A 26,710-nucleotide genomic window follows, 5' to 3' on the forward strand; every position below is an offset into this window, starting at 1 on the left:
CGCAGGTTTTATGAAACGTACTATTAAAAGCTATGTGCTGAGAGCCGGGCGCATCAGTAACAGGCAGCAATTCGCACTGGATAATTTACTGGCGCATTATGAGGTTCCTTTTACTGGCACTTTCTGGAATTGGTCAGAGCTGTTTAAACGGGATGCACCAACCGTAGTTGAAATTGGCTTTGGGATGGGAGCCTCCTTGCTGGCTATGGCCGAGGCACATCCAGAACAGAATTTTCTTGGAATTGAAGTGCATCGAGCAGGAGTAGGAAGTCTTATCGCGGATCTTCATGAAAAAAATATAGAGAATGTTCGTATTGTCGTCCATGATGCGGTCGAGATTTTCACAAAGCAGATTCCGCCTGAAAGTCTCGCGGGAGTGCAGATTTTTTTTCCTGATCCCTGGCCTAAAAAACGCCATCATAAGCGGCGTTTAATTCAGCCTGAACTAATAAAGACTCTGACTGCTGCTATTAAGCAGGGCGGATTTATTCATTGTGCGACCGATTGGGAGGAATATGCCCAGCAAATGCTGGAGGTTCTTTCAAACGAGAATACCCTTATCAATAAAATGACCGAAGGAGGCTATTCGCCAAGACCGGAAACCCGACCGGTTACCAAATTTGAAAAACGGGGACAGGGTTTAGGCCATGGTGTTTGGGATCTTATTTTTATTAAAAAATAAAAAGACGGAAGGGAAAAAACATCCTGACCTGTTGTCTTTGCGAACAAAAGAGAAGCAATCCAGATCGAGTCTTGAACAAAGTGAAGGATCTGGATTGCTTCGCTAATGCTCGCAAAGACGGTTTTTTTGATTTATGCAGCCGCCCCGGGCAATTCGCATCAAGTAGCAGATTAGGCTGTTATTTATCGATCTTATGCCTCTACAGAGTCATAGATTGTTCCGGGGAGCTGAGAGCCGGTTCAAGTGATGCCGCTCTGGAAAATGGCTGATTAAAAAAGCAGCGAGCGTCACTGAAAAATGCTTCTGTCTCGAGTTTTGCTGACTGAATAAACAGATCCACAATCGCCTGGTGCCCTAAAATCTCTGCAATATCTTTGGGGAGCAACTTTATTTTTCCTTCACTATCCGGGGATTGTGCAGTAATTAAGCTTTCCATTTTTTGAATTGCGCTCACGCCTTTATCTGCAATACTTTGTCTCAGCTGAGCCGGAGTTGCACGAAAGGCAATTGTGGAGTCTACAGGTATGTCCAGTAGAAGCTTCACTATTTCAGGAAAATTCTGTTGGCAGGCCATAAAAAGCGGGGTTATTCCATCCGTAGTGGATACATCAAAATTTGCTTTGTGAGCAATCAGGGCTTTAACTGTTTCCGTATGACCTTCAAATGCAGCAACCATGGCTGGAGTGGCGCCATTGTAGGCTATCTGGTCTAAATTGGCGCCTTCTTCGGCCAGAATGTCGACTATCTCTGAAAAACCCATTTGCGCTGCCAGGAATATCGGAAACATCTGACAGCTGTTGGTTGCGTTTAAATCCGCCTTCTGAGCACTTAGCTCTCTAATCATTGCGCTGTCTCTCTGTTCGACTGCAATCAGGCAGGGCGTAAGGCCCTCCGAATTTTCCTGATTTAAATGAGCTCCATGAACTCCAAGTTCTCTGATTACGGCAGGATGTTTATTTTTGACCGCAATGATTGCCGGGGTGTCACCATTATCTCTTGCCTGATTTAAATTGGCTTTTTTTTCTCCCAGCAGCCTGACAATCTGGTCGTGACCATTTTGTGCCGCGACATATACCGCGGTTGCCTTATCACTCCCAGCCGCATTTAAATCCAAATCGTCTAGTCCGATTAAGTGCTGCACTATGTCCCGATGGCCCATCTGGGATGCGATTATTAAACTGGTTGCTCCCTTTTCATTACGTTGATTGGGATTTGCCTGATGTGTAATCAGTAAGCTGACAATATCGAAAAAGCCTTTCTGAGCAGCTATAAAAAGAGGGAATATGCCTTCTTCGTTTGTTGTCTTATGAAGATTGGCTTTTGGTGCCAAAACCTTTAAGACACTGAATTGTCCTTGTTCAGCGGCGATATAGACCGGTGTGGCACCATTATTATTAGGGAGATTGATATCAGCGCCCTGCGTAATTAATTCACTGATTATTTCCGGATAAGCGTTTTGAGCGGCCATACAAGCAGGCGTCATTCCCATTATTCCATGAAAGTCCAGATTAGGCGAATAGCCAGCCAATTGGCTAATAAGTTCTGTATCGCCATTTTTTGCGGCAGTCCATACCAGATTGGCAGTTTCTTCTTGTCGATGAGCCATTTCCTGATCAATTACATGCGAATTTTTAAATCGATTCAGCTTGTCCTTTAATATTGAATTAGCCTGAGCCGAGGCGGTTCGAATGATACGAGTATTAAAGGCGATATAAGGGCTGCTATTTTTATAAGCTTTATTGATAAAATCTGCCAGTACTGCCGGATCGTTAACCACTGGATCTCCTGTTGGAAAATCCTGGTTGATATCACGATAACTCCATCCCTGATTAGGCTTATAAATCAGACCGATGGCATGATTTGCATTGGCTAAGAGCAGGGCAACTGGTTTTGTCAGTTTCTCACTAAATTCTTTCAATTCAAGCAAGTCATCGAGATCGGCAAGATAAGCTTTGATTTCTTCGGGATTGAGCACAAATGAGGCCGAATATAGTTCCTGAAGACCTCCCTGCTCCTGAATAGCATCTGTGGAAACCAGAGAGGATACGGCCTCAAAATGACGTTGAATAACCCGATAGCCTGTATTAAATAATTCTGGAAAGTCATGGGGAGCATTAAAAATACTGATACGTCGGACGAGTTTATAAATCTCCAGGCGTTCCCGCTCGCTCTCTGAAAGAAATTGATTGTTATCACTTTTGAGTTTGGCTTCCCTGATTTCTGCAGCAAGGGCTTCTGGAGAAGAGGCGGCAATTTCTGCGATGTATTTTTCCAAACGCAGTTGTTCTTCATCACTCGAAAGGCAGGCTTCTATCCACTGAATGGTAAATCCGTGACAAAGGCCGTTGGGGTCTTTACAAAGGCCCAGTTCCATTGCAAGTTTAAGCAGATTTGGATGTGCTATCGCCATAGGATTTCCAAAAATAAGATACTATAGCATTTGTTTATTAATAGATCATTAAGTGCATTATGAAATCGGCACCAGGGATTAAGAGAAGCAATTTCGAGAGTCTTCATCAAACTGTCTCATGCCATGTCAGATTTGCGAGATCTCTCACTGCGTTCGAGATTACGGCGTGCCTGTGAGTAATGAATTGAGAAATTTTTTGTTAATTAGTAAAGAATTTTTGAACTTGGACTTCAGCCTGTGTAATATGCTCTTTTAAATGGCTCCGACTTCTAATAACAAAGAGGATTATTGAAAATGATTGATTTCAATGTACTGGATTCTGTACTGAAAGACGGCGAATTGTCGAAATTTTTGAGTTATTTGAAATCCATTAATGCCGATGAGGAGCAGAGAGATAACCTGGAGTTATCAGAAGACGGGGAAATATCAAAAGAAGAACTGGGATTTTTGGCTCAGCAAAAGTATGAAATTACAGGCGTTGGCAATTTCACCCTCCTTAACTATCTCATTTTAAAACATGATGCGAATGAACTAAATTTAATACCTCATATAAGCTATATATTGCCTCATGATAATTTCATTAGCGGCAAACCAGTTCATTTTGCGCTGCGTCAGAAGAAGCTTGATCTGATTCCGCCTCTGTTAGGCCACTTTATGCCTCTTAAAGAAAAAGCCGAGGAACAAATCTGGGGTTCCAAAGATGCGCGTTTTCGGGTTCTTGTTGAAGAGCACGATGATGAGGCGCCTGTGGGGCTGATGCGTCTGATCGACTCTACAGACGAGAATGGTTTTACTCTGCTTGCACGGGCAGTACAGACAAGAGATGCAGAGAGCCTTAAGGCGGTATTGCTAAGAAAACCCAGACTGGATGAGCCGACCGCATTCCGTGTTGCGCAAAAAAGCAAAGTTTTGAATTCTGCTCTTCATCAAGCAGTAAGGGACGATTGGGCTGAAGGGGTCAGGATGCTGATTGAAAGCGGAGCAAACCCTGAAATTTATTACAATCCCACCACCCGGATCACTCCTTTTGTTATCGCCGTTCGTTACGCAAAAATTGATGCCTTAAAAGTATTGCTTAAGGGGCAATCCAATGCAGATAGAGAGAAATCGAGCGCAGATAAAGAAAAATTGCTTGCAGATAAAGTGAACGCTCCAATTTGTGATCCCACAGGTAATACACAAGATCGTCCAATCAACGTGCTTTGTCAGCATCTGAGCAATGAAAAGGATAAAAATAAAATAAAATCTCTGCTGGCAGGTATTGCGATGCTGATATGCCGCGGGTCAACTGTTCCGGAAAGCAAAAATCACCGAAATTTGCTCACCCAATACCGGGAACAGCTTGCAAGTGAGATTGCAAGTTATGCCGAAAATAGCTATAAGCGTTCAAGATTTATTATCCTGCAATTACACGCCAAGAACACATGGCATAAAATTTTCTACCCGGAATCTGGCTTTTTCTCTCATTTAGCGGGTAATCCAGGTAAAGTCACTGAAAAAATGGAAAATCTGGTATTGGAAGCCACTCTTAAATATCGTAAGAAAGAGGCTGAAGGAAAGATTCCAGACAAGAAAAAAGAAAGACATTATAGTAGTGATGAAATTAAACTGGCTGTTTTTACCCGGTTATTTTATAAAAATCGTAATGAAGCTTGCTGCGGCGGGAATCCCTGGGCAGCTGGCTTCTGGAATCTGGGGGAAGGCCGGTTTAACAGTTGGGATGAAGTAAGATTATATGCGACATCCGATAAAGGTGCAGGTACCCGTACAAGTACTATATATAACCTCATTGAAAGCAATAAAAGTAGTGTTCACAACAAATCGGCATTAGCTTTGGATAACAAGCTGGAAGCACTTCTCGACGAGATTGCCCAGCAGGAAGAGGAAAAGGCGCAAGAACGATTTATGGTCTAGGTTCTTACCCACAGGTTGAACTGGTATGCGGGTGAAGCTTCGCATACCAGTTTTGAAAATTGAATAAATCCTGTTCCAGAGTTTGGTACAGAGGCTTGCTTAAACTTCCGGCAAGCCCTAGAATCCTAGCTTTACGTACCGGGTGGAGAACTCAATGGGATGGAAAGAACCAGACAAAGATAAAGATAAAAATCAATGGAATGGTCAAAATCAGCCGCCTGATTTAGACGAAGCCCTCAAACGCTTTCAGGATAAATTAAAAAAAACCTTGTTGGGGGGGAATTCTGGTGAGGAAGGCGATCCGGGTTCAAGCGTACCTGGAAAAAGTGCTGGTATGCTGGCATTCCTGGCTTTACTGGTTATTTTGATTCTCTGGGCGCTTTCAGGCATTTTTATTGTGGATCCCGCCGAGCAGGCAGTTATTCAGCGTTTTGGCAAATATGTAGAAACCGTAGGGCCGGGGCCGCACTGGATACCTCGTATTATAGAATCAAAGGTGGTGCGAAATGTTGAACGCGTTTCGGACTATTCCTATTCAGGGCATATGCTGACCAAGGATGAAAATCTGGTTTCAGTCTCACTGGCCGTTCAATACCGCATTGGTGATCTACAGGCCTATCTCTTTAATGTGGTTGACCCTCAGGAAAGCCTGCAACAGGCGACATCCAGCGCGTTGCGTCAGGTCGTTGGAACTACCACACTAAATGAAATTATCACTGAAGGCCGTGAAGCATGGGCAACCCATGTACAGGATTCACTGATTAAAATTCTTGATCGTTATAAAACAGGAATAGTGATTGTTAACGTATCGCCACAGCCAGCCAGAGCCCCTGAGAATGTACAGGATGCCTTCGATGATGCCATTAAGGCGCAGGAAGACGAAAAGCGCTTTAAGGAGCAGGCTTATGCATACAAGGCAAGAGTAGTTCCTATCGCTGAAGGTAATGCCCAGCGTATTCGTGAAGAAGCACAGGCTTTTGCGAAACAGGTGGTATTAAAAGCGAAAGGTGAGGTCGCTGAATTTCTCGCCTTATTACCGCAATACAATCTGGCCCCGCTTGTAACCTCCGAAAGAATGTATTTGGATACCATTCAACAGGTATTAAGCAAGAGCAGCAAGATTATTGTAGATGGCAAATCCGGGAATTTACTTTATTTACCGCTGGATAAGCTGGCTCATAACGCAGTGACCGCTTCCTTGCCAAAACCTGCTGTGGATGAAGTCGCTGCCAATCTGGAGGAAAGTTCTGCCGCTGGCGAGTATGATGATCATGCAACCACACGCCCGATAATCAGGCAAACTTATCGACAAGTGAGGAATTAATAGATGAATGCTTTAAGAACAACTCTGGTCGTATTGGCGTTTTTCATTTTGGTGGTCATACTAGCCAGTGTTTTCACTGTAAATCAGGGCCAGCAAGGGATTCTTTTACGCCTGGGCCGCCTGGTTATTGATAAACAGACCGATAAAGTTAAGGTGCTTGAGCCTGGTTTGCATTTCAAAACACCGTTTATTGAAAGTGTGCGTTTGTTCGACACACGATTGCAGACTCTGGATATTAAATCCTCGCGTATTGTGACCAAAGAAAAGAAAGACGTGATTGTCGATTATTATGTCAAATGGCGCATAGGCAATCTGGCTCAGTATTTTAAATCTACTGGTGGAAATGAGTTTAAAGCAGAAACTCTTCTGGAGCAGCAATTGAATACCTGGCTGCGCGCTGAATTTGGCAAACGCACTATCTCTGATGTGGTGTCAGGCGGCAGAGACGACGTGGTTGATGTGTTGCGTGAAAAAGCGGAACAGCAGGCGCAGGGCTTGGGTGTCGATGTGGCCGATGTCAGAATCAAGGGAATTGAACTACCGGCCAACACCAGCAACGCCATTTATCAACGCATGCGAGCGGACATGCAAAAAATTGCTAACAGACATCGTGCCGATGGGCAGGCTGCAGCAGAAGCTATTCAGGCGGCCGCGGATGCAGAAGTGACTGTAGCCCTGGCAAAAGCCCATAGTGAAGGGCAAATCATTCGGGCAAAAGGCCAGGCTGAAGCAGCTACCATTTACGCAGAGGCCTATGGTCAGAATACTGAATTCTTTGCCTTCTATCGAAGTTTGAAAGCCTATGAGGGGAGTTTTTCCAGTAAACAGGATTTATTGGTATTGGATCAAAGCAGTTCTTTTTTTGACTACTTTAGACATTCTTTAGTAAAAAGTGGTGATACGACAAAGAAAAACTGATATAATTTTTTATTTTGTTGAAGAGGGTTAAGTTCGCTTAACCCTTTTTTCTTTGAGAAATTTTGTTGTGAAAAATAATTCGCTTGACAGGGTTTCTCAGTATGTTAGCGGGAGTTATTCTCCTCTCCATTATTCACCAGTTTATAGAGTAAGAGTTTAATTATGGGCAAGAATGTTGTAATAGTTGGTACGCAATGGGGCGATGAAGGTAAGGGTAAAATTGTCGATTTGCTGACCCAGAACGTCAAGGCTGTTGTCCGCTATCAGGGCGGTCACAATGCTGGCCATACCTTGAAAATTAACGGTGAAAAAACAGTTTTGCGGCTCATCCCATCTGGAATGCTCAGGCCTCATGTCAGCTGTTATATCGGCAATGGAGTTGTTCTTTCGCCAGAAGCCCTGCTTGCGGAAATTCGTGAGTTGGAAGCCAAGGGAATCAATGTTCGCGAGCGTCTGAAAATAAGCCAGGCCTGTCCCTTGATTTTACCCTATCATGTGGCTCTCGATAAAGCCCGTGAAACACTGAAGGGAAGCAAGGCTATCGGAACCACTGGGCGTGGAATTGGTCCTGCCTACGAAGATAAAATAGCTCGCCGGGCTTTGAAAGTCAGCGACTTGTTTGATGAAAACCGCTTTGCCCGAAAACTGACTGAGCTATTGCATTATCATAATTTCGTTCTTAAAAATTATTATCAACAACCTGAGGTTGAGTTAGAGCCTGTTCTTCACGATGCGAAGATGTGGGCCGCTGAATTAAAGGAAATGGTCTGTGATGTGACCACCAGCTTACATACCCATCGTGAACAAGGCGATTCAATCTTGTTTGAAGGCGCACAAGGGGTTTATCTCGACATTGATCATGGAACCTATCCCTTCGTGACCTCATCCAACACCTGCGTCGGCAGTGTGATTAATGGCGCAGGGTTCGGTCCGCGCTATCTTGACTATGTTCTGGGAATCACCAAAGCCTACACGACACGTGTGGGTGGCGGACCTTTCCCTACTGAACTCCAGGATGATATTGGAAAGCGTCTGGCCGAGCGGGGACATGAGTTTGGGGCAGTTACCGGACGGCCTCGTCGTTGCGGATGGTTTGATGCCGTATTGCTTCGTCGGTCCATTGAACTGAATAGTATCACCGGCTTATGTTTAACCAAACTGGATGTACTGGATGGTTTGGAAACCCTGCGAATTGCTGTAGCCTATCGTGATAAGAATGGGCAAATACTGACTCGTCCGCCTCAATCGGCAGAGGATTTTGAAGGTCTTGAACCGGTGTATGAAGAATTGCCCGGATGGACTGAATCCACCGCTGATTTAACGTCAATGTCACAGATGCCGGCTAACGCACTGGCTTATCTGAAACGAATTGAGGAATTATTGAATATACCAGTTGATATGCTTTCAACAGGCCCAGAGCGTGATTCCACTATTATCAGACGCGATCCTTTTAACTAGGAAAAAAGCATCTTGATGCCCGGCACGGGCATCAAGGTTTTTTGTATTACTTCACATATACCTTAGGCTGATCAAAATCATAAATTATACCCAGTCCCATTTGAGCGGTATTTGGCGTAATTTTAGTTTGTTTTAACACTCCACCAAAAGGTTCAAACACTGCACTCTTAATGCCCTTATAATTAATTTGGCTGTAATCCAGCATCAGCCACCAATTAGTGGATAAGGCATGCTTTAAGCCTAATCCATAGCGAATGCCCCCGCGGTTTTTGGTTTGGCTAAGAATAGTGGGATCTGATTCGCTGATTTTAACCCGCCCGTTGCTGTAGCCCACGCGACCAAATATCAGCGTATTTTCGGAGAGAAAATAGCCAGGCAGGATACTGACTCCAGCGCTTCGTTTTACCGTGAACGTGGTTTTCAAAAAGGTTTGATGAATATATTCGTTATTATTCAGCTCATATTCCACCGAGCTCAGATTTCCATTCACTTCCGCCGCCAGACTATAGCGCTGATAACGCCACTGGTAGCCGCCGAAGAGAGAGCCAAAAACGCCTGTGCCTGAAAAATGATTCTTATCGATTACGTCAAAAGTACCCGGGCGAATGACATGGGATCTTTGTCTGAATTCAGCTCCCTCAGGTCCGACACTGGCGCCGAGGTAGAATCCGGCATGGCTGATTGAAGAGCACAGAATAAGACTGGCTGCACAAACGGTTTTCCTTAACATATAGTTCTTCCTGATTGATGATTAATTTTCAAAGCGTTTTTCAAAAGCGGCCAATCTGAGCTCAAGATTTCGCTGCAAGCTCGCTTTGTCATTTCCATTTACAAAAGCAGTGCAGGCGTCGCTGTTTAAATCTGCACATTCAGTGATCAAAGTTTGTCTGGCGGGATCAGCCCAGATACTTTTGCCGGGTAAAAAGGCATAAGTCAGTACATTTCGGGTCATCTGCTTAAGTGTCTGGTAGTCGATGCCGTGCTCAATGACTGCTTTCACATATTGACGTGTCAGATCAGTTCGCAGGATGCCTTCATCATCAGTTGACAAGACAATGGGCACCCCTTGTTTTAAATAGTAATGGATGGGATGTTCTTTGCCCTTGATATTAAATATTTTCTCATTACTGGTGAGATTAATTTCTACCGGGATCTGATGCGTTTTCATGTAATTCAGCGTGTCATTGGCTTTATCCTCAAATCCAATATCAAGCCCGTGACCTATTCGCTCGGCATGCCCAGTTAACACCGCGTCTCGTATATGAAATCTTAACTCCTTTGGCATCACATCCTCGGCCTTTAATTCACCGGCATGGAGTGCAATGTGGACTTGCGGATATTTCTGGTGCAGGAAGTTGATCACTTCCATCTGTTTTTTATAATCTCTAAGGGAGATAATGCCGTCTTCTGCCTGTACCATATTTATGGCGACGATTGCTTCTGATTGGGAGGCGGCGGCAAATCCATGCAGCGCCTGCATAAAAAAGCTTTGAAGAGGCTGCTCACGAAGAATATGATACTGAAATTTTACGGTTAGATGGCAAACGGACTGCTCGGGTTTGCTGTCACATCCCAGGAACTTTCTGGTGTCTGGTAATAACTGGTCGCTGACTTTTACTGTATTTGCGATTTCCTGAACAAAGGCTGGATCATCAAGAAGAAGCTTTCTCGCTTTTTCAAAGCCTTGTGCCAGATCGGGTTTTTCTGAAATGACTGTGGATTTGGCATAATCGGGCATCATCATGATTTCCATATATTCTTCCTGCTGCTCGCTGGCGCGCTGCATGACTTCTGCAAGAAGTGGGATGTGATTGTCCATGATGAGGTTAGTGAATTTGAAAAAGGTGGCAAAGAAATGATCATGTCCAGATTCTTCCCCGGCAATAAAATCCTTCATTGACCAGGCTCGGATAAGCTTGTCGTATAATTCAGGATTATTCAGTATTTGATCACTTTTTATTCCGTTACAGGCTTCACTGATTTTATTGATACCAAATGTCTGCGGGTTCAAACAATAATCCTGCCTGGCTGCGAGTTCAACCATAGTTTCAGGGTAGGCGCCACCGGCTAGATGATAATGCAGTTCCCCGCCCTTGGGCATTTCTTTAAGAAACGCATATAAGGCATTAGGATCTTGCCGGATTTCATTAAAATGTTGCTCAACACTGGATTGAACGGACGAAGTAAACGCCAGTAAAAACGCATAACCAAACAATTTTTGCATACTAAAGCCCATACTGGCTTCAGCTGTTGGAACTCATTGATTCTGCGAAGCCAAAATACATTACAGGAGAATGAGTATACTGATTGTTTGCTAAAGTCTCCATTATTTTTAAGAGGATTGGGGCGCAGACTAATAAGCATTTCATTTTTGACTATAATTTAAGCATTCAGACCATTAAAGTGTTTTTCTCATGTCCTCAGATGCTGACAGAACCCCAAGAATAAGTGAACTATTTGCTGCTTGCAATGCAGTTATCAGCAGTCCTGCGCCTGATTTTCCTGCATTAACCAATAAAATTAAAGAGATACTGGATTCAGCAAATTACCAGGACCAAGAGGCAGGCCCCGAGCTAAGGGCTATTCCCTGGAACAGTCTGGTGAAAGATTTGCATGAGCTGCGCACCCTTAGAGACAAAAATGCCCTGACATTGGAAGATAAAATTCGTGCTTCGTTTTTAGAGAGCCGTATTAACCAGATGGCTTTACCTGCTTTTTCGGAATTACAGCGCTCTATGGAGGTTGCGGATCTATGGAATACAGAGGTTAAATCGTTTTTGGCTCTTGCAGATGTAAAGCTTCCAGCGGAGCCTGTTGCCAAAGAAACTGTAGTGACAGCAGCTGTTGAAACTGCACCTGCGCTGCCCTTATTTATGACAATTCGCAATGCTCGAACCGCCTTGAATGAGCGGCTGAAAACCAGTTTGAGTGCACCAATCAGTGAAAAGCTGACGCCTAATGAGGAAGGCGTTCCCTATACTGACCTTGACAAGGATTCTCCACAGGTTGCATCCATAAAAAAGCTGATTAATAGTTTGTATTATGCCGAGAACGCGGCCAAGGCCGAAATATGGCAGAAAATTGATTCGTCCAGTAAATTGGGAATGGTGCATAGTGTTTTAAGCAATCAGATACAAATTGCTTATGATCTATATAATGTGTACAAGGCTCTCGATAGCTTTAATGAAGCAGCACCCGAGATCAGGGAATTATTGCGGGATAATATGGATCTTATTCAGCCAGTATACAACAATCTCGCTTCTGCGGTGCAAGCTCTGGGTTTACAGGAAAAATATGAGCATCTGGATTTGGCTGGAGGCGCCGGGCTTTTGCTGGGACAAGGTGTCAACGCTCTGCAGGAAGGCGATAAGACTACATTACAGGGGAATGTGCTGAGCGGATTATTGAATCAATTACCTCGATTGTTCAATTCTGCGGCAACGGCTATAAATCCCGATAATAAGCAAAGTGCGGAAGCCTTGCAGATATCCGCAAAAAAACAGCAGGCAATAGGCCAACTGATTGATGCGCTACTCAGTGATAAGCATACGCTGAGTGCTCTGCCTTCTGCAAGAAAGGCCTTGAAAGGGCTCAAGGAGCTCAAAGAACGGCTTGATGCCGAACAAAATAACCTTTCCGAGGAAACAATAAAGGCTTATATCAAGTGGGGCAATGAAGGATTAACGGCCCTGATTACTATGGCTGACGATTTTGAACGTCGTAATTATTTGAAACCGGGTACTATTTCTGATCCTATCGTTGAACAGGCAACCGTCTTGCGTGATGCCATTGAAGCGCGCATAGCACAATCAGAAGCCGTTAAAAAGCTTCCTGATGCTAATGCGGCTGATGTACTCCGGGTGGCTAAAGTAGGCTCGGCCAAATCATTCATAGCCCAAAGCCGTATTCATGCTTTAGATGAATCGAGAGTCGCGTCCTATACCGAACTACAGGAGCTGGAGTTTAAAGCTTCCCAGGCAAAACAGTTCTTTGATCTGCTTAATCAATATGCCGGAAAAAATCTGGCGGATATCAGCCTGGAGGATAAGCAGCGATTAAAGCAGTCCTATCAGGTGATTCAATCGACCGTTGCAACCTTTAATGTTGAGCTGGACAAGCAAATTGTATCCGCTCTTAATGCTACAGAAGCACCGCCCGCCCAAGGACGATTCGCTGGATTCTGGAAAGGGGTTGAGAAACTCAAAAAAGCGGATATTAGTGGATTGATGAATGATATCGGCGGTTACTGGCACGGAGAAGTGAATTTGGTTGGTGGATTAAGACAAAAGATTTTGAAATATTACGATGATAAAGAAAATGCTGAAATTCTTAAGCTGGAAGTTATTAATGAAGCAGAGTTTAGCCTTGCAGAAAAATTCAAAGGAAAAATCGTTCCCTATGAGGAGGTTTTGGCTGCAAGAGATCAGAAGGCCTTATTGGCACCCGAGACAACGTCAGCACTAAGTGGGCAGGGCGTAATGGGATTAGATGCCCTGGAGCGGGTCGAGGAAATATTGCCAACAATGCTTGATACAATCAAAAAAGCTGTCGACTCTTCAGAAGAGGTCTCCGAGAAAGACCTGGCTTATCTAAAAAGTGAATATCTAAGACTACAGCCTACTATTTATCATACTAATAATGAACTGGATGCAAAAATAACCGCAGCGCTTAATTCCGGAGATAAAGCAAAGTTAGCAGAAATCAATGCTGACTTACGGCACCCTGATTTTTTCAGAGAGCTAAATGCTCGTAAGCTTTTTCTGACTGATCTTTCCAACAAAAAAAGAGAGCCATTACCTGCTGTCGATAAATTATCTCCAGCTGAGGTTTCTTCAATCAATAATTTACGGGGTAATTTCGCTGCGATTCAGGAGATGGGGTTATCTACATCAATTGGCAAGCTAAGTGAGTATGTCAGAACTACGCGTATTAATAATTTATCCACACAGGTCAATGACCGAATCCAGATGCCGCCCCATGCGGAGGATTCGACGGATCCTAAAGTGGTGAAGCAAATAAAAAATCTGGAAAATAACTTATACGAATTGCAAAAAGCGCTGGCGGCTTTTGAAAAAATGAACAATGACGATTCAGTGGTTACTAAATTCACTGTTTTAAAAGATGTGCTCATGCAGTTAAAAGCGTCCTGGAATACCTTGAACAGCATGACCCCTGAACTAAAAGAGCAATATGCTTCAGTAGCCAAGGTGTTAACGTCTTATAGCTCTGTAGTAAGTCCTGCACAGGTGCAGAGTCAGAACGCACAGGAGCTTCAGGAGGCCAGATCAGACATTCAGAAGAAAGTTGATGGTTTATTTGCTGCATCTGCTTATGTTGCAGATAAACAGCAGCAGCTAGCCGGGTATTTTGGTCTGGAAGTGGATGAGGGACGTAAGTTTAAGGGGTATACGCGTGAGCAACTAGCCAATCCCGAGACAATGAAAAAAGAAGCGGATAAGATTGTGAGTGGTCTTGAAAAGCTTTCAGAAGGGTCTCAGATAGGTGGATTATGGAAGTCCAAAGGCTTGTTGGCACAACTTAAACGCTTTGGTGAACAGCTGGGAGAGCTTGGCGCGACCGTTGGTACGATCGCCAATGTACAAACAGGAGCCTTGAAAACTCAGTTATATCAAGCAGTGTTAGCGGAAATAAGTCATAAGGAAGACGATCTGTACCTGAACCCGGGCACGATGCTTATGCCTACAATGCAAAAACTGAATGTCTTTTTTGAATCCATGTTAAGCGAGCTTGATCTGCCTTATGAGGATAAACTGGCCATTATACAGCAAGATCAGTTTATGGCGATTTTAAAGTCAGAAACGGCTAGTCGCAGGGCACAGTTAAATGACGATCTCAATAAAGCGACCACTCCTCAGGAAAAAACAGATATCGAATTTAAAATGCAAACACTTTCCAATAAACTGAACTATCTGGATGAGGTGGGTAAGACTTACTCAGAAAACTATGGGGAGCGCAAAGCTAAAATACTGGATAGTGAATTTGAAAAGCTGCTGAATAAAGTATACATCCCGGCGATGGCACAATCTGGCAAAGTTTTGAATGAGCCATTCAAGACTCAATATATCAATGAACTGCGTACTTACTATCAAAATAACCGGGATAAATTAATCAGCGAAGGCCAGGCTGACAGTCTGTCAATGGACGATCTGAAAATGGGGCTCGATAATATCCAGGCTAATCAATACAGAGCGTATCGGTTTGTTGATAATGTGACTCATATCATCAATGATCACATGAGCAAAATAAAACCCGGAGAAAATAAAGATTTATCTGAGTTTGGCGAAAAACTTGTAGATAAATTTCGCGATCCTGCTGTGCCTATTAATATGCGTTACAACGAGGCTAAAAATCTGGAGAATAACCCGCAGTTTAAGGAGATTGCTGCCAAAAGCAGTAAAGGTTTGGGTCTGCTCTACGCCCTTAAGAGCTTTTTTAGAAGTGTCTCCTATGTTTTAAGTCAGTCCATAATGCACAAAATGTCAATGAGGGAATCTTATCAGGCCTATAAGGAAATACAAAAAATTCAACGAGGCGAAGCTTTGCGGGAGGCTTATTTAAACTTAAAGGGAAATCCGGAAACAGATGATCCTGATAAAAAGGATGGTATTGATCAGGTAGATAATCCTGAGCAGGAAAGACAAAAAGATATTGAAAAAACTGATAAATTTCGTGATGCGCTAAACGATATGCGACCTAAGGCAGTTGAACCACCGGTTGAGGCAGCCAATAAGGCCCCTGCCGAGGATAATTCCCCTGCTGAAATTGCGCGTCCCGGTTAAAAATCCTAACATCTTGATATGCCTTTTTGCATATCAAGATGTTATTTCAATTAGCACAGACTTTGATTTTGATCAGTTTTTGGATTTATTCGATCTTCTCTGGCTTTAATAATCTCTTCGTGGTTAATGATTCGATTATTAGCATTCAAATTGCACTGCTCTTCAATATAATCCATACGGACTGCCAGACTTCCTTTAGGATTAAACTCTTCTTTGATTTCTTTTTTCAATGTCTGCTGGAGTGCGCTAAGCAATGCCGGAACATTCTCCTCACCGGTATAATTCTTTAAAAAGTTATTAATAATCTCAGTGTGGCCACGCCGCGGGTGTGCAAAAAAATGCCCCGCCCGCTGCCATCTGCTTGCAGTATCCGAGGTTCTAAGTGCATAGTCTTCAAGGATAGTCCTCGCTGCCAGATAATTTCTTTTCTCAGTGGATAGATGAGGAAGGGTTTGCCTTGTCCACATCGCATGATATGACTTTGGATAATCATGTCGGGTCAGGACAGATACATTCTGCGGTGCAGGAGATGGTTGAGGTTGAGCCGGCGGTTGTTGGGGTTGAGAGGGAAATTCGAGTTCAATATTTAAATTCTGGCGTGGTGTTCTGACGTTTTCAGCAGCTGGAGCTGTGTGCGTTGGAGTGGATGGCTGTGATAACTGTACTTGAGGTGCCGGCCTGTTGCTCGCATAGAAATCGAGTTGTGTGATAAAATTCTCTATTTCTTTGTCTTTAGGATTTGCACCGAAAGGGTTTATAGAATTGGGCGGAAGGTTAAGCACATTAATTAATCTTGATGCAAAAGTACCCCGAAGGCTGTTCAGAACCTCCTCATTGTCGGATGTTTGGGGAAAGTCAAACAGACCCGAGGAAGGATGAGTTCCTACTAAAATCAATCGTGTATCCGGGCGCATCTGTTGGAGATAAGTGGTAATATTTGCTTTTAATTCTTCAATATTATTTTGTTCACTGGATAGGTTAACGACATAAATGAGCACATCCGCGCTCTTCTCATCTTTACCCACATGCATCCTGGCTCGCGCGGGTTCGGCTGTGGCATTTACCAGATTCAAAAAAGGGGCATGATCCTGACTCAGTATATTTGCCTGAAGAGCAGAGGGATTGTTCCGATGTCGTCTTAACTCGCCTTCAGTAGGTTCTCTGAGAGGTTTTCGGATTCTAACAACAGAAGAGTTTTCTGTGTTAGTTTCCCCTTGCGCTGTCCTGGATTTTCGAATGGTAGGTTCCAGGAACTCAGACCATGCACTATTTGCATCTCCTACAACTAACGCTTTTAACGAAGAATTATCCCGCTTTGCTCTAGCCATTATATTGCTCATTAGTTATTTATATTGGTCTAATTATAGGCAATAATGGTTAAGGTTTTATTAAGGGATACTTTATGACCATTGCTTGAGTTCCTGGATCCCGCGAACAAGTCGCGGGACGTAGGAGGGAGGCTTTTGATTAGTTACGGGCAACTGCCAGGCCTTTGAGAATAGTCAAGGCAGCATACAGTTGATAGTCCTCATGCAGAAGCGCTTTATCATCTTTGTTAGAGTGTTCAACGCTTTTGGTTTGTTCACTGGTATTTGCCAGGTGGCCGCTTAAATCCGCCTCTGAAAATCCGGTGAAACTGGCTTTATTATCATCTTTTGCCACAGTCACTTCATCGATGACGATATCAGGGGTAATACCCTTGGCCTGAATAGACACACCGGATGGCGTATAGTAAAGGGCTGTCGTCAGTTTGATTCCCCGTTTATCATCCAGCGGCAGGATAGTCTGTACAGAACCTTTGCCAAAGCTTTGTGTGCCGACAATAATTGCCCGTTTGTTGTCCTTAAGAGCCCCTGCAACAATCTCTGAAGCTGAAGCTGAGCCATTATTGATTAGAACAATCATTGGTGCGTTGCTCAAAATATCGCCTGGATTGGCCAGAGCAGTGAATTTTGAACCAGGTAAGCGCCCCTGAGTGTAGACAATCATTTCCTGCTTGCCATCTTTTGAGGTATCCAGAAACGCATCTGATACCTGAATCGCTGAATCCAGTAATCCTCCGGGGTTATTTCTAAGATCAAGAATCAGACCTTTCAGATTGCCGCCTGCCTGCTGTTTCAGTTGTGCGATGGCTTTTTCCATATCATCACCGGTCATTGCCTGAAATTGGGTCAGGCGTATATAACCGTAATTGTCATCAAGGAGTTTACTTTTTACGCTTTTGATTAGAATTTTCTCGCGAACCACAGAGAATACCAGTGGTTTACTTTCACCTTTTCTCAGAATAGTCAGGTCGATGGTCGTACCCGCCTTTCCGCGCATTAAATCAACGGCTTCCTGCAGAGTGATGCCCTGAACGGATTGGTTACCCAGTTTGATTATATAATCACCGGCTTTGATACCCGCACGATAGGCTGGTGTATCAACCAGAGGAGTGACCACTTTCACTACTCCTTCTTCCATTGTGACTTCAATACCCAGACCGCCAAATTCACCGCTGGTTGAAGTTTGCAGATCTTTAAATGCATCTTCATCAAGATAAGTGGAATGTGGATCCAGACCGCTTAGCATGCCTTTAATGGCATTATCAAACAGCTCTTTATCGTCAGTCGGTTTCACATAATATTTTTTAATCTGGCTTAAGGCATTTGAGAAGCGTTGGACATCCTCCAATGGAATTTTTTTATTACCCTCTGCATTGGTGTTTGTCGCTGTTGCCGAGGCATCAGTTGCATAGAGTTGAGCTGGAAACAAAAACGCAGTTGTTAATACTGTCGCCAGAGCACCAGAGTAAAACCGTTTGTTGCGCATAATGTTCTCCTTGGATAGTGTGCCACGCATCATGCGGTCACCTTCCGATGTCAAATTACATGAAGCAATATAAATGCCAGAGAGTCTATTGAGAAGAAAAACTTCTATCGGAAATTGCTTTTGCAATGCCGGGGTTCGTCTGCTTCAGGCTATTACTTCGAGCATGAATCAACACAGCATACGGGACAGAAAACCGAGAAATCCGTTTATCATAACTGCTTTCTTAACGATCACAGAATCACCAAGCTGGATTTGACTACTTCTGGCTGATGTTTGTTATTATGTCGATGATTGTCAAATTACACAAATCAAGCTAACCATTCAAGTGGTGGAACAGCTTTGCCACGTTGCCTCACCTCAAAGTATAGACCGTTTTGTTTTATCCCGCCGCTGTGTCCAACGGAGGCAATTTGCTCTCCTTGCTGTACGGTAGCCCCTTTGCGCTTATACAAAGACTGGTTGTGCGCATACAGGGTCATAAAGCCTTGCCCATGATCAATAATGATTAATAACCCATAGCCATTAAGCCAATCGCTAAAGACAATTTTGCCCGATGAGACGGCACGAACCGGTGTTCCTTCTCCGGCAAAAAATGTCACGCCCTGATTCATCCGTTGATGAGAACGGCTTTGAATGGGGCGTGGAAGTTTATGCCGCATCTTGTTAAAGCTTTGTTTAGGTAAGGCGACGCTTTTCAAGGCCAGATTCTTTAAAAGACTGGAGAGATTCTCTTTATTATGTTCAAACTCCGCCAGTGTATGCTCTTTGCTCTGGATTTCTTTACTCAGCGATTGGATAACTGCTTTATGATAGTGTTTATCTTCCTGTAGCTGGGCCTGATGAATATGAAGCCGCTGCTGTAGCTGGCGCTGCTCAGCCAGTTCATCCTGTAAACTTTTCTGATTGGAGGTTAAATTCTTTTTCGTGTTATCAATGGCATCGATAATATGTTGCCGTGACTGAACGATGTATTGATAATAGGTGAGCAGGCGACTGATAGAATAGGGTTCATCCTGATTGATAATCCATTTAACTGGCTGATAACCCCCTATCTGATAGCGGGTGCGAATATGGCTTGCCAGTTGTTGCTGCTGCTTTATCAGTTGCTGATTCAATTCGCTGATATGCTGTTCCAGGCTGACAATTTTTTGTTTCTTGCTGTCAATATCAGTTTGAATGGAGCGCAGCTGTTGAATGGCTTTGTCTATTTGTTTCTCGGTGCCTGCCAGTTCGCGATTCAACAGACCGCGGCGATCATTGGCATTGGCCAGCACTTGTTTGAGACGATTTATTTGCGTGTCCAGCTGCTTTAATTTGGTTTTGGTCTGTAGTACAGAGGAGCTATCAGCCGCATAGTCTGCACCTGCCAGGCAAAGAACAAGGGCAAAACCTGAAATATAACATCTTAAATTAGACAGAATCGGCATGATCTTCCACCAGAAGGGCTTGTCCTGTCATTTCATCCGGCTTTGATAAATCAAGCAGAGAAAGAATGGTCGGTGCGATATCCACTAAAGTACCCTGGCTGACTTTAAAATGTCTACGGGTATTACCCACATAAACAAAGGGAACCATTTCACAGGTATGAGCAGTGTGAGCCTGGCTGGTGTTCTCATCATACATTAATTCTGCATTGCCATGGTCCGCGGTGATTAACATGCAACCGTCTTTTCTTTCCAAAGCCTGCCAAACCTCACTCATACAATGGTCAAGGCACTCAATTGCTTTCTTCGTGGCGCTAAAATCGCCTGTATGTCCTACCATATCTGCATTGGCATAATTGCAGATGATCACATCATAGGCATCGCTGTTAATCGCATCCACCAGGGCATGAGTTAATTGAGGCGCGCTCATCTCCGGTTGCAAATCATAGGTTGCAACAGGTGGTGAAGGGATGAGTATGCGATCCTCATTGGGAAAAATCTGTTCTGATCCGCCATTAAAAAAGAAGGTGACATGGGCGTATTTTTCCGTTTCCGCAATTCTCAACTGATTCAATCGATAATCGGCAAGCACTTTTCCGAGCGTATTGCTTAAAGGAATCGGTGGAAATGCGATTGCGGTGTTTAAGCTTTTTGAGAACTGAGTCATGCTGATAAAGGCAGCCAGTTCTGGTTTCCTATGACGAATGAAACCCTCAAATGAGTCGTTAATGAATGCCTCAGTGAGCTGCCTTGCGCGATCGGCACGAAAGTTAAAAAAGAACAGGGCATCCTCATCTTCGATCGCTTTATGTTCTCCAATCAAAGTCGGCGGAATGAATTCATCCGATTTGCCGTCTGCATAGAAATTCCGGATCGCCTCTTTTGCGCTGTCAAAATGGTATTGGCTCTTGCCTTGGGTCAGCATATGATAAACCGGTGCTATCCTTTCCCAGCGTTTGTCCCGGTCCATAGCAAAATAACGCCCGCTGATTGAAGCAATACGTGCTGCCGGATAACGCTCAAGCTGCTCTTCCAGAGCTTCGATACTGCTTAGGGCACTTTGTGGTGGAGTGTCACGGCCATCTAAAAACAGATGAAGATACACATTGTAAAATCCAAGCTGATGGCAAATTTTTATAAAGGTAAATAAGTGATTTTGATGACTGTGAACTCCTCCGGGAGATAAAAGTCCCATCACATGCAAGGACTTGCCACTTTCTTTTAATTGCTGAATAGTAGTCAGAAATAATTCGTTTTGCTCGAATTCTCCGGTTTCTATAGCGTGGTTGATACGGGTTAAATCCTGATAAATCAGACGGCCTGCACCAATATGCATATGGCCGACTTCTGAATTGCCCATTTGATCATCAGGTAAACCAACGACATGTCCAGAAGCGTTTAGCAAGATATGCGGCCGGTGCGCCCACCAGTCATCCCATTGAGGAGTGTCTGCTGCGGCGATTGCGTTGTGGTTCTCGTTACAGCTGTACCCCCAGCCATCAAGAATCATTAATACTAATGGTTTTCTTTGTTGCATGGGGTAACTCCGACAAAATTAGAGAATAATGAAACCTTCCTGAGCAGGAAAGATTAGATCTCTAAGTATATACTTATCGGACAGGTTTAGGCGAGCATTCGATGTCGATTGCAATGTTTTTTTATTTAAATTAAAAAGGATTAACTTCTATAATACAGACAGTTCTCTTTAAGGATTATTATGAAACAACACTCTCCCGGATTTTTGAAGTTAGTGACAGCGGCAAAGCAACGCATTAAAGAGATTTCTCCGCTCGCTTTGAAAGAAAAAATGGATAGCAATGAATCTTTTCAGCTCATTGATGTACGCGAAACCAATGAATGGGAAACCGGACACATTCCAGGGGCTGTCCATCTAGGGAAAGGAATTATTGAGCGCGATATCGAAAAACAAATTTCAGATTTAAAGACTCCAATCGTCGTGTATTGCAGCGGCGGTTTTCGCTGTGCTCTGGTTGCGGATAATCTGCAGGCGATGGGTTATGAGCAGGTGTACTCTCTGGAGAGTGGATCGCAGGGTTGGATTGATGCCGGTTTTAATCTGGTCAAATAGCTGGGAGTTATAACGATGAAAATAGCAGTTTGCAGTGATGAGCTTTATCCAGTGAACGATTTTGTAGTTGAGGAGTTGAGAAAGTCAGGATACGAACCGGTGTTATTTGGCGCTCTGCGATCGCGCAGTAATGCGCCCTGGATTGCCTCAACTGAGGAGGCAGCCCAAGCAATCAGTTCAGGAGACTGCCAGGAAGGTATTTTCTTCTGCTGGACAGGCACTGGCACCTCAATTGTTGCTAATAAGATTCCTGGCATCAGAGCCGCCTTGTGCACCGATGCTCAAACCGCTGCAGGTTCCCGCATCTGGAATAATGCCAATGTCCTTGCATTATCCAATCGCTTGCTGACTCAGGATTTGGCAAAGGAAATTCTTGCCAGCTGGTTTAATACCGCTCTTAATGAAGAGAGTGAAAAAGCAGCAGCCGAAATCCTGGCTATCGAATCAAAATTACAAAAACACGCTCCAGGACAAACCAATCGCTAAAAAAGCGTAAATATTAGTAAATTTACGCTCACAGTCATCAACGAGATTTTATAATCCGGCCTGACATTCCAGCTGGAGCGAAACTGATGAGAAAACTTCCCCTGGTCCTGGCGATCAGCAGTCTTATTTGCAATCCAGGAGTATTATTTGCAGAGGATGCACAGAATAAGGACATCAGCGAGCTAGTCAGCTTTCTGGTTTCCAAAGATCTTCTGATAAGCAGCAAGGACGGCCAATCGGTTCCTCTGAGCTACTATACCGGCAACCAGGAAGATATTGACAAATATTTTGGTGATTATATCTGTAAGCCTGCGGATACCTGCAGTGTTGTGGACAGTTTATACAATGATCCCTACGCTATTCTCGGGCGCGGTCTTCCCCCTCAGCAAGGCGGTGACCTTGACATGGCCCAGGCACAAGCCCAGCTTGAACGAACCGATATGAAGTATGGTGCCGACATCTATGACGCGGCTACCTGGCAAATTGCACTGGCATTGGCCGCCAAAAATCATTATCTGGAGGCTGAGCAAGCGAAAACATTGATTGGCAACCAGTTACAGGCGATTATGAACAAGGATAACCGCGCCACCGACAAGCAATTCAAATATGGCTATCAGAGTTCAATAAGCGATGCCAGTAAAGCCTTCAGTTTTCGTATGATTGCTACTGATTTCCATAACAAAGATCCCTTCTATAAAGGGCGGTATCAAAAAGAACTTAGCTGGGATTATGATCCAGACGAATTGGCCCAAAACGATCCCGATCACCATCCAGCTCAGTTTTTCGAATATGTATCCACCTGGTCTGATTGGAAACCCATTACCGGGGAAAACGCCTGGGCCCAGTTAATAGGTCCTTTACAGGCAGAATTACTTCTCAATGATGGCAAAGTAGCTGCCAATTCTCCCGCTTTAATCAATGCAATGAACAGTCTAAGCGCTTTTTCTGCGATGCAGGCCGGGATTGGTGCATTTTACTATGCGCCGGGCGGCTCACAAGGAAATCAGGGGCCGATAGCGCAAGGTGAAATTTCAGTTGAAAATAATTTTTCAGCGCTTGGCGGCCTGCAGATTTTAAAGAAAGTTCTGCAAAACAGCGAACAAACTCCGCAAGTGACAGAGGCTTTACAGCAGGTTGATGTAATGCTCAATGGCGGAACCACTGTGAATGGCTATAAAACGCTGGGTTTATTAAGCTTCATTTATAATGGGGCCTACGATCAAAAGCACGGCATTTTTTATACGCATGGAACAGCACCCATTCCTTCTTCCCTTTCTGACTGGCAACCCGATACTTCTGATTCAGCAGCGGCGATGGCTATTGATATTAACACCTGGGGAATTGCTGCCTTAGGCCCAGAAACCGTTGACAAATGGTTTGGTGATGGAACATCTAAGGCTGTCTGGAATAAAATCAGAGAGCAGGGGGGGTATTACCAGCAAGGGGAGCTCTGGGGAGTGGGTTACACCCTTCATAATAATTCCGGGGATAATCCTGAAAATATTATGTCGACCGAGTGGACCGCTGGCGCTATTAATATGGTTCAGTCGCTTATTGATTATTATTCTCAAAAGGGTGAAGACATAAGCCAGTTGCACGCCGATCTGACCAGCATGCAGCAGGGAATTAAGCATTTGCGAAACGATCAGTATCTGGCAGCAGGTTTTGACGGCGCAACCCCCAAAGATAATTTCGTAAGTCTCGATAGTCAATCGGGCCAGGCCTATCTATATGCCAGTAAGCGTTTCGCCATTCCTTTCGGCTGGAATGCCAATACCTTACCCAGCACCACATCCAGTGCCTGGGTGATTATGAACTATTTTAATTACAATCCATTTCAGTATGGCGGCAAATTATCGGGTGAGAATTACGATATCCCTGAAAAAGTCGACATTTCAGGTGGAGCTCAGGAAGATGGCTTGCCGCAGGCGGTAACCGTGAATTTTAATGCAGGAAATCTTGGGCAGATTACTCAATTAAGTCTAAGTTACAATTTAGATGCTTCCCAGGGAAGCTGGATAGCGGCTGCAACCGTCAATGGACGCACAGGCACCGCCAATCTTCCCGCGGGAGCAAAAGCGTTGTCCATTGCATTTAATAACAATGGCTGGGCGGGTGCCTGCCAGGTAATTCCAGCAACAATGATTTGTAAAAACGCGGATTGCAGCAGCGTTTACACAATAAACGCTCAATGGAGCGCCGATGGCAAAGGGGCTTGTGCTTTAGGGGATTAACAGGCTCATAATATTAATCCCTTACAGTAATATATGCTAAAATTCATGTGAAAGACTAGGGTGGCTCCCGAACAACCAGCAACTCACTGGAAGGTCTTTCATCAATTAATTAAGCTCATAAGAGTATGAGATGAGTAATTTTACAAAATCAGAAGAGAATTATATCGCACATGAAGTTGCCCTGCGTGTCCAAGAGGAAAAATTCAAGGTAATGGAAAAGAAATTTGACCATTTAGACAAAAAGCTTAGTGTGATTATCGGAATAGTCATAAGTGGTGTACTTCTTCCTGTTGGGCTGCACTTCCTGAAATTAATCTAATATCAAACGCATACAATGCTTGAAGACTCCACAGACCTTCTTTTCGGCTTATAATTTATAAACGTCCCTACGCACTCTCTTCATCACGTGGTGATTAGCGAAGGTTATGAGTGCATCCGCGCCCCCACGGAGGGGCGCGACGTCGAGTGCTGCAAGTCATCATCACTCGGTTGGTTGTTTCAATCCCCGCCCCGCGTAGGGCGCGACTTTGTACTTTCCTACTAATTTACGGACTTTACAAGGTTTCAATCCACGCGCCCGCGTAGGGCGCGACACACTTAAATTTCCCACGCTAAGGCTTCGTAAATTGTTTCAATCCACGCGCCCGCGTAGGGCGCGACGCATATACTAGAGGTTCTACAGCTTAAGTTTTTAGTTTCAATCCACGCGCCCGCGTAGGGCGCGACCTTGGATAGTCTCTTTTACAATCGCAATCGATAAAGGGTTTCAATCCACGCGCCCGCGTAGGGCGCGACTTAATTACAAATAAGTCTATATTTACAAATGCCCATGAGTTTCAATCCACGCGCCCGCGTAGGGCGCGACGATAATGAGGGCAATTTAATAACAGATGCAAACGGTTTCAATCCACGCGCCCGCGTAGGGCGCGACAAGTTTTAGCATTACATTTAAAATGGCTTAGAAATGTTTCAATCCACGCGCCCGCGTAGGGCGCGACACCTAAAGAGTTAAAAGCAATTATTGATGGTAAAGTTTCAATCCACGCGCCCGCGTAGGGCGCGACCAAGTTTCAACCTATCTTCTATATTTAAACTACGTTTCAATCCACGCGCCCGCGTAGGGCGCGACGAACACCCCACACAAAAACCTGTAGCGTTGATGGTTTCAATCCACGCGCCCGCGTAGGGCGCGACCCTCATCAAATGTTTGGCCTACAATAGCGTCTACCGACTCATCAATACTTTGAATTTCGGTTTCAATCCACGCGCCCGCGTAGGGCGCGACGGCTCATACAGCACCCTACAAAATTCTCCATCTGGTTTCAATCCACGCGCCCGCGTAGGGCGCGACCATACTCACCTTTAATTTTTGCACACCCAACCCGTTTCAATCCACGCGCCCGCGTAGGGCGCGACCTGGAAAAGTGCTTGCACTTAAACTCAAACAAGAGTTTCAATCCACGCGCCCGCGTAGGGCGCGACCTTAAATCTGTTACAAATGATATTAAAATAAAAGTGTTTCAATCCACGCGCCCGCGTAGGGCGCGACAAGGCGCAGGCGGTGCAGCGGATGCAATACAAGCGTTTCAATCCACGCGCCCGCGTAGGGCGCGACTCGATTAAAATCCCCTCCTGATGCCACTCTTAACGTTTCAATCCACGCGCCCGCGTAGGGCGCGACAACCCCGTTTTTAACTGCGCCCCCGATAAAAAATGGTTTCAATCCACGCGCCCGCGTAGGGCGCGACCAAAGAACTAGACGGATTAGCTAAAGATTTGGCAAGTTTCAATCCACGCGCCCGCGTAGGGCGCGACAAAGGTGCAGGCGGTGCAGCGGATGCAATACAAGCGTTTCAATCCACGCGCCCGCGTAGGGCGCGACTTTTGCCTATGGCGACGCAGACTAAGCTGTACATGTTTCAATCCACGCGCCCGCGTAGGGCGCGACCATTGACCAGCCTGATCATCTTGGTAATCTATTGGTTTCAATCCACGCGCCCGCGTAGGGCGCGACTGCTCTTTTTACAGGGCTTGTCAGACCTCATGTAGCAGAGCATTTTCGCTAAGGTATGTTAATAATCTGACATACCTTAATGATCTATTTATATTATTTTTTATCCATAAATTAATCAACAAGTTAAGGACCCGCTAAACTCCCGG

17 protein-coding genes and 1 CRISPR repeat array are annotated in these 26,710 nt (G+C 44.5%); of the genes, 10 read left to right on the plus strand and 7 right to left on the minus strand.

What is annotated here, in order from left to right; genetic code table 11:
* Positions 1–10 precede the first annotated feature (10 nt).
* Positions 11–682, plus strand: a complete 672-nt coding sequence (gene trmB, locus LXA66_RS11945; protein ID WP_233013324.1) for a tRNA (guanosine(46)-N7)-methyltransferase TrmB — start codon at positions 11–13, stop codon at positions 680–682.
* A gap of 199 nt (positions 683–881) precedes the next feature.
* Here the strand turns inward: trmB and LXA66_RS11950 are convergent, their stop codons facing one another.
* On the minus strand, positions 882–3,092 hold the full coding sequence (locus LXA66_RS11950) for an ankyrin repeat domain-containing protein (RefSeq protein WP_233013325.1): 2,211 nt from the start codon (positions 3,090–3,092) through the stop codon (positions 882–884).
* Between the two features lie 294 nt (positions 3,093–3,386).
* Between LXA66_RS11950 and LXA66_RS11955 the strand changes: the two genes are divergently transcribed.
* The 4 genes from LXA66_RS11955 (at position 3,387) to LXA66_RS11970 (ending at position 8,706) form a co-directional block, all read left to right on the plus strand.
* A complete protein-coding gene (locus tag LXA66_RS11955; protein WP_233013326.1) occupies positions 3,387–5,006 on the plus strand; it encodes an ankyrin repeat domain-containing protein in 1,620 nt (539 codons plus the stop codon).
* 154 nt (positions 5,007–5,160) lie between these two features.
* Positions 5,161–6,330 (plus strand): FtsH protease activity modulator HflK, encoded by a 1,170-nt coding sequence (hflK, locus tag LXA66_RS11960; RefSeq protein WP_233013327.1) that lies wholly within the window; start codon positions 5,161–5,163, stop codon positions 6,328–6,330.
* A 3-nt stretch (positions 6,331–6,333) separates the two neighbouring features.
* A complete protein-coding gene (gene hflC, locus LXA66_RS11965) occupies positions 6,334–7,248 on the plus strand; it encodes a protease modulator HflC (RefSeq protein WP_233013328.1) in 915 nt (304 codons plus the stop codon).
* A gap of 162 nt (positions 7,249–7,410) precedes the next feature.
* The gene (locus LXA66_RS11970) at positions 7,411–8,706 is read left to right on the plus strand and encodes an adenylosuccinate synthase (protein WP_233013329.1); all 1,296 of its coding nucleotides are present in this window, start codon (positions 7,411–7,413) and stop codon (positions 8,704–8,706) included.
* Positions 8,707–8,752: 46 nt separating this feature from the next.
* Here LXA66_RS11970 and LXA66_RS11975 read toward each other — a convergent pair whose 3' ends face one another.
* Both LXA66_RS11975 and LXA66_RS11980 read right to left on the minus strand, forming a co-directional pair.
* Positions 8,753–9,436 carry an outer membrane protein gene (locus LXA66_RS11975; protein ID WP_233013330.1) on the minus strand — a complete coding sequence of 228 codons (684 nt, stop codon included), beginning with the start codon at positions 9,434–9,436 and terminating at the stop codon, positions 8,753–8,755.
* 21 nt (positions 9,437–9,457) lie between these two features.
* Positions 9,458–10,930: an adenosine deaminase gene (locus LXA66_RS11980; RefSeq protein ID WP_233013331.1), complete on the minus strand. Its 1,473-nt coding sequence runs from the start codon at positions 10,928–10,930 to the stop codon at positions 9,458–9,460.
* Between the two features lie 190 nt (positions 10,931–11,120).
* Here LXA66_RS11980 and LXA66_RS11985 point away from each other — a divergent pair, with 190 nt between their 5' ends.
* On the plus strand, positions 11,121–15,506 hold the full coding sequence (locus LXA66_RS11985; RefSeq protein WP_233013332.1) for a hypothetical protein: 4,386 nt from the start codon (positions 11,121–11,123) through the stop codon (positions 15,504–15,506).
* A gap of 50 nt (positions 15,507–15,556) precedes the next feature.
* On the opposite strand, the gene LXA66_RS11990 is transcribed toward LXA66_RS11985, so the two are convergent.
* From LXA66_RS11990 to gpmI, 4 genes are all read right to left on the minus strand, one after another.
* Positions 15,557–16,834 carry a DUF5617 domain-containing protein gene (locus LXA66_RS11990; RefSeq protein ID WP_233013333.1) on the minus strand — a complete coding sequence of 426 codons (1,278 nt, stop codon included), beginning with the start codon at positions 16,832–16,834 and terminating at the stop codon, positions 15,557–15,559.
* A 139-nt stretch (positions 16,835–16,973) separates the two neighbouring features.
* Positions 16,974–18,317, minus strand: coding sequence for a S41 family peptidase (locus LXA66_RS11995; protein ID WP_233013334.1), 1,344 nt, complete (start codon positions 18,315–18,317; stop codon positions 16,974–16,976).
* 308 nt (positions 18,318–18,625) lie between these two features.
* Complete coding sequence (locus tag LXA66_RS12000; protein ID WP_233013335.1) at positions 18,626–19,744, minus strand: murein hydrolase activator EnvC; 1,119 nt, start codon at positions 19,742–19,744, stop codon at positions 18,626–18,628.
* Positions 19,728–21,278 carry a 2,3-bisphosphoglycerate-independent phosphoglycerate mutase gene (gene gpmI, locus LXA66_RS12005; protein ID WP_233013336.1) on the minus strand — a complete coding sequence of 517 codons (1,551 nt, stop codon included), beginning with the start codon at positions 21,276–21,278 and terminating at the stop codon, positions 19,728–19,730. The genes LXA66_RS12000 and gpmI overlap by 17 nt, the downstream gene beginning before the upstream one ends.
* A 180-nt stretch (positions 21,279–21,458) precedes the next feature.
* On the opposite strand from gpmI, the gene LXA66_RS12010 reads away from it, so the two are divergent.
* The 4 genes from LXA66_RS12010 (at position 21,459) to LXA66_RS12025 (ending at position 24,869) form a co-directional block, all read left to right on the plus strand.
* Positions 21,459–21,830, plus strand: a complete 372-nt coding sequence (locus LXA66_RS12010; protein ID WP_133139719.1) for a rhodanese-like domain-containing protein — start codon at positions 21,459–21,461, stop codon at positions 21,828–21,830.
* A gap of 15 nt (positions 21,831–21,845) precedes the next feature.
* A complete protein-coding gene (locus LXA66_RS12015) occupies positions 21,846–22,316 on the plus strand; it encodes an RpiB/LacA/LacB family sugar-phosphate isomerase (protein WP_233013337.1) in 471 nt (156 codons plus the stop codon).
* Between the two features lie 86 nt (positions 22,317–22,402).
* The gene (locus LXA66_RS12020; protein WP_233013338.1) at positions 22,403–24,550 is read left to right on the plus strand and encodes a hypothetical protein; all 2,148 of its coding nucleotides are present in this window, start codon (positions 22,403–22,405) and stop codon (positions 24,548–24,550) included.
* Between the two features lie 130 nt (positions 24,551–24,680).
* On the plus strand, positions 24,681–24,869 hold the full coding sequence (locus LXA66_RS12025) for a hypothetical protein (protein ID WP_233013339.1): 189 nt from the start codon (positions 24,681–24,683) through the stop codon (positions 24,867–24,869).
* 175 nt (positions 24,870–25,044) lie between these two features.
* Positions 25,045–26,564: a CRISPR direct-repeat array (repeat unit 32 nt; unit sequence GTTTCAATCCACGCGCCCGCGTAGGGCGCGAC).
* Positions 26,565–26,710: the final 146 nt, after the last annotated feature.

It is taken from the genome of Legionella sp. 16cNR16C, from assembly GCF_021297775.1.
GTDB lineage: Bacteria > Pseudomonadota > Gammaproteobacteria > Legionellales > Legionellaceae > Legionella_C > Legionella_C quinlivanii_A.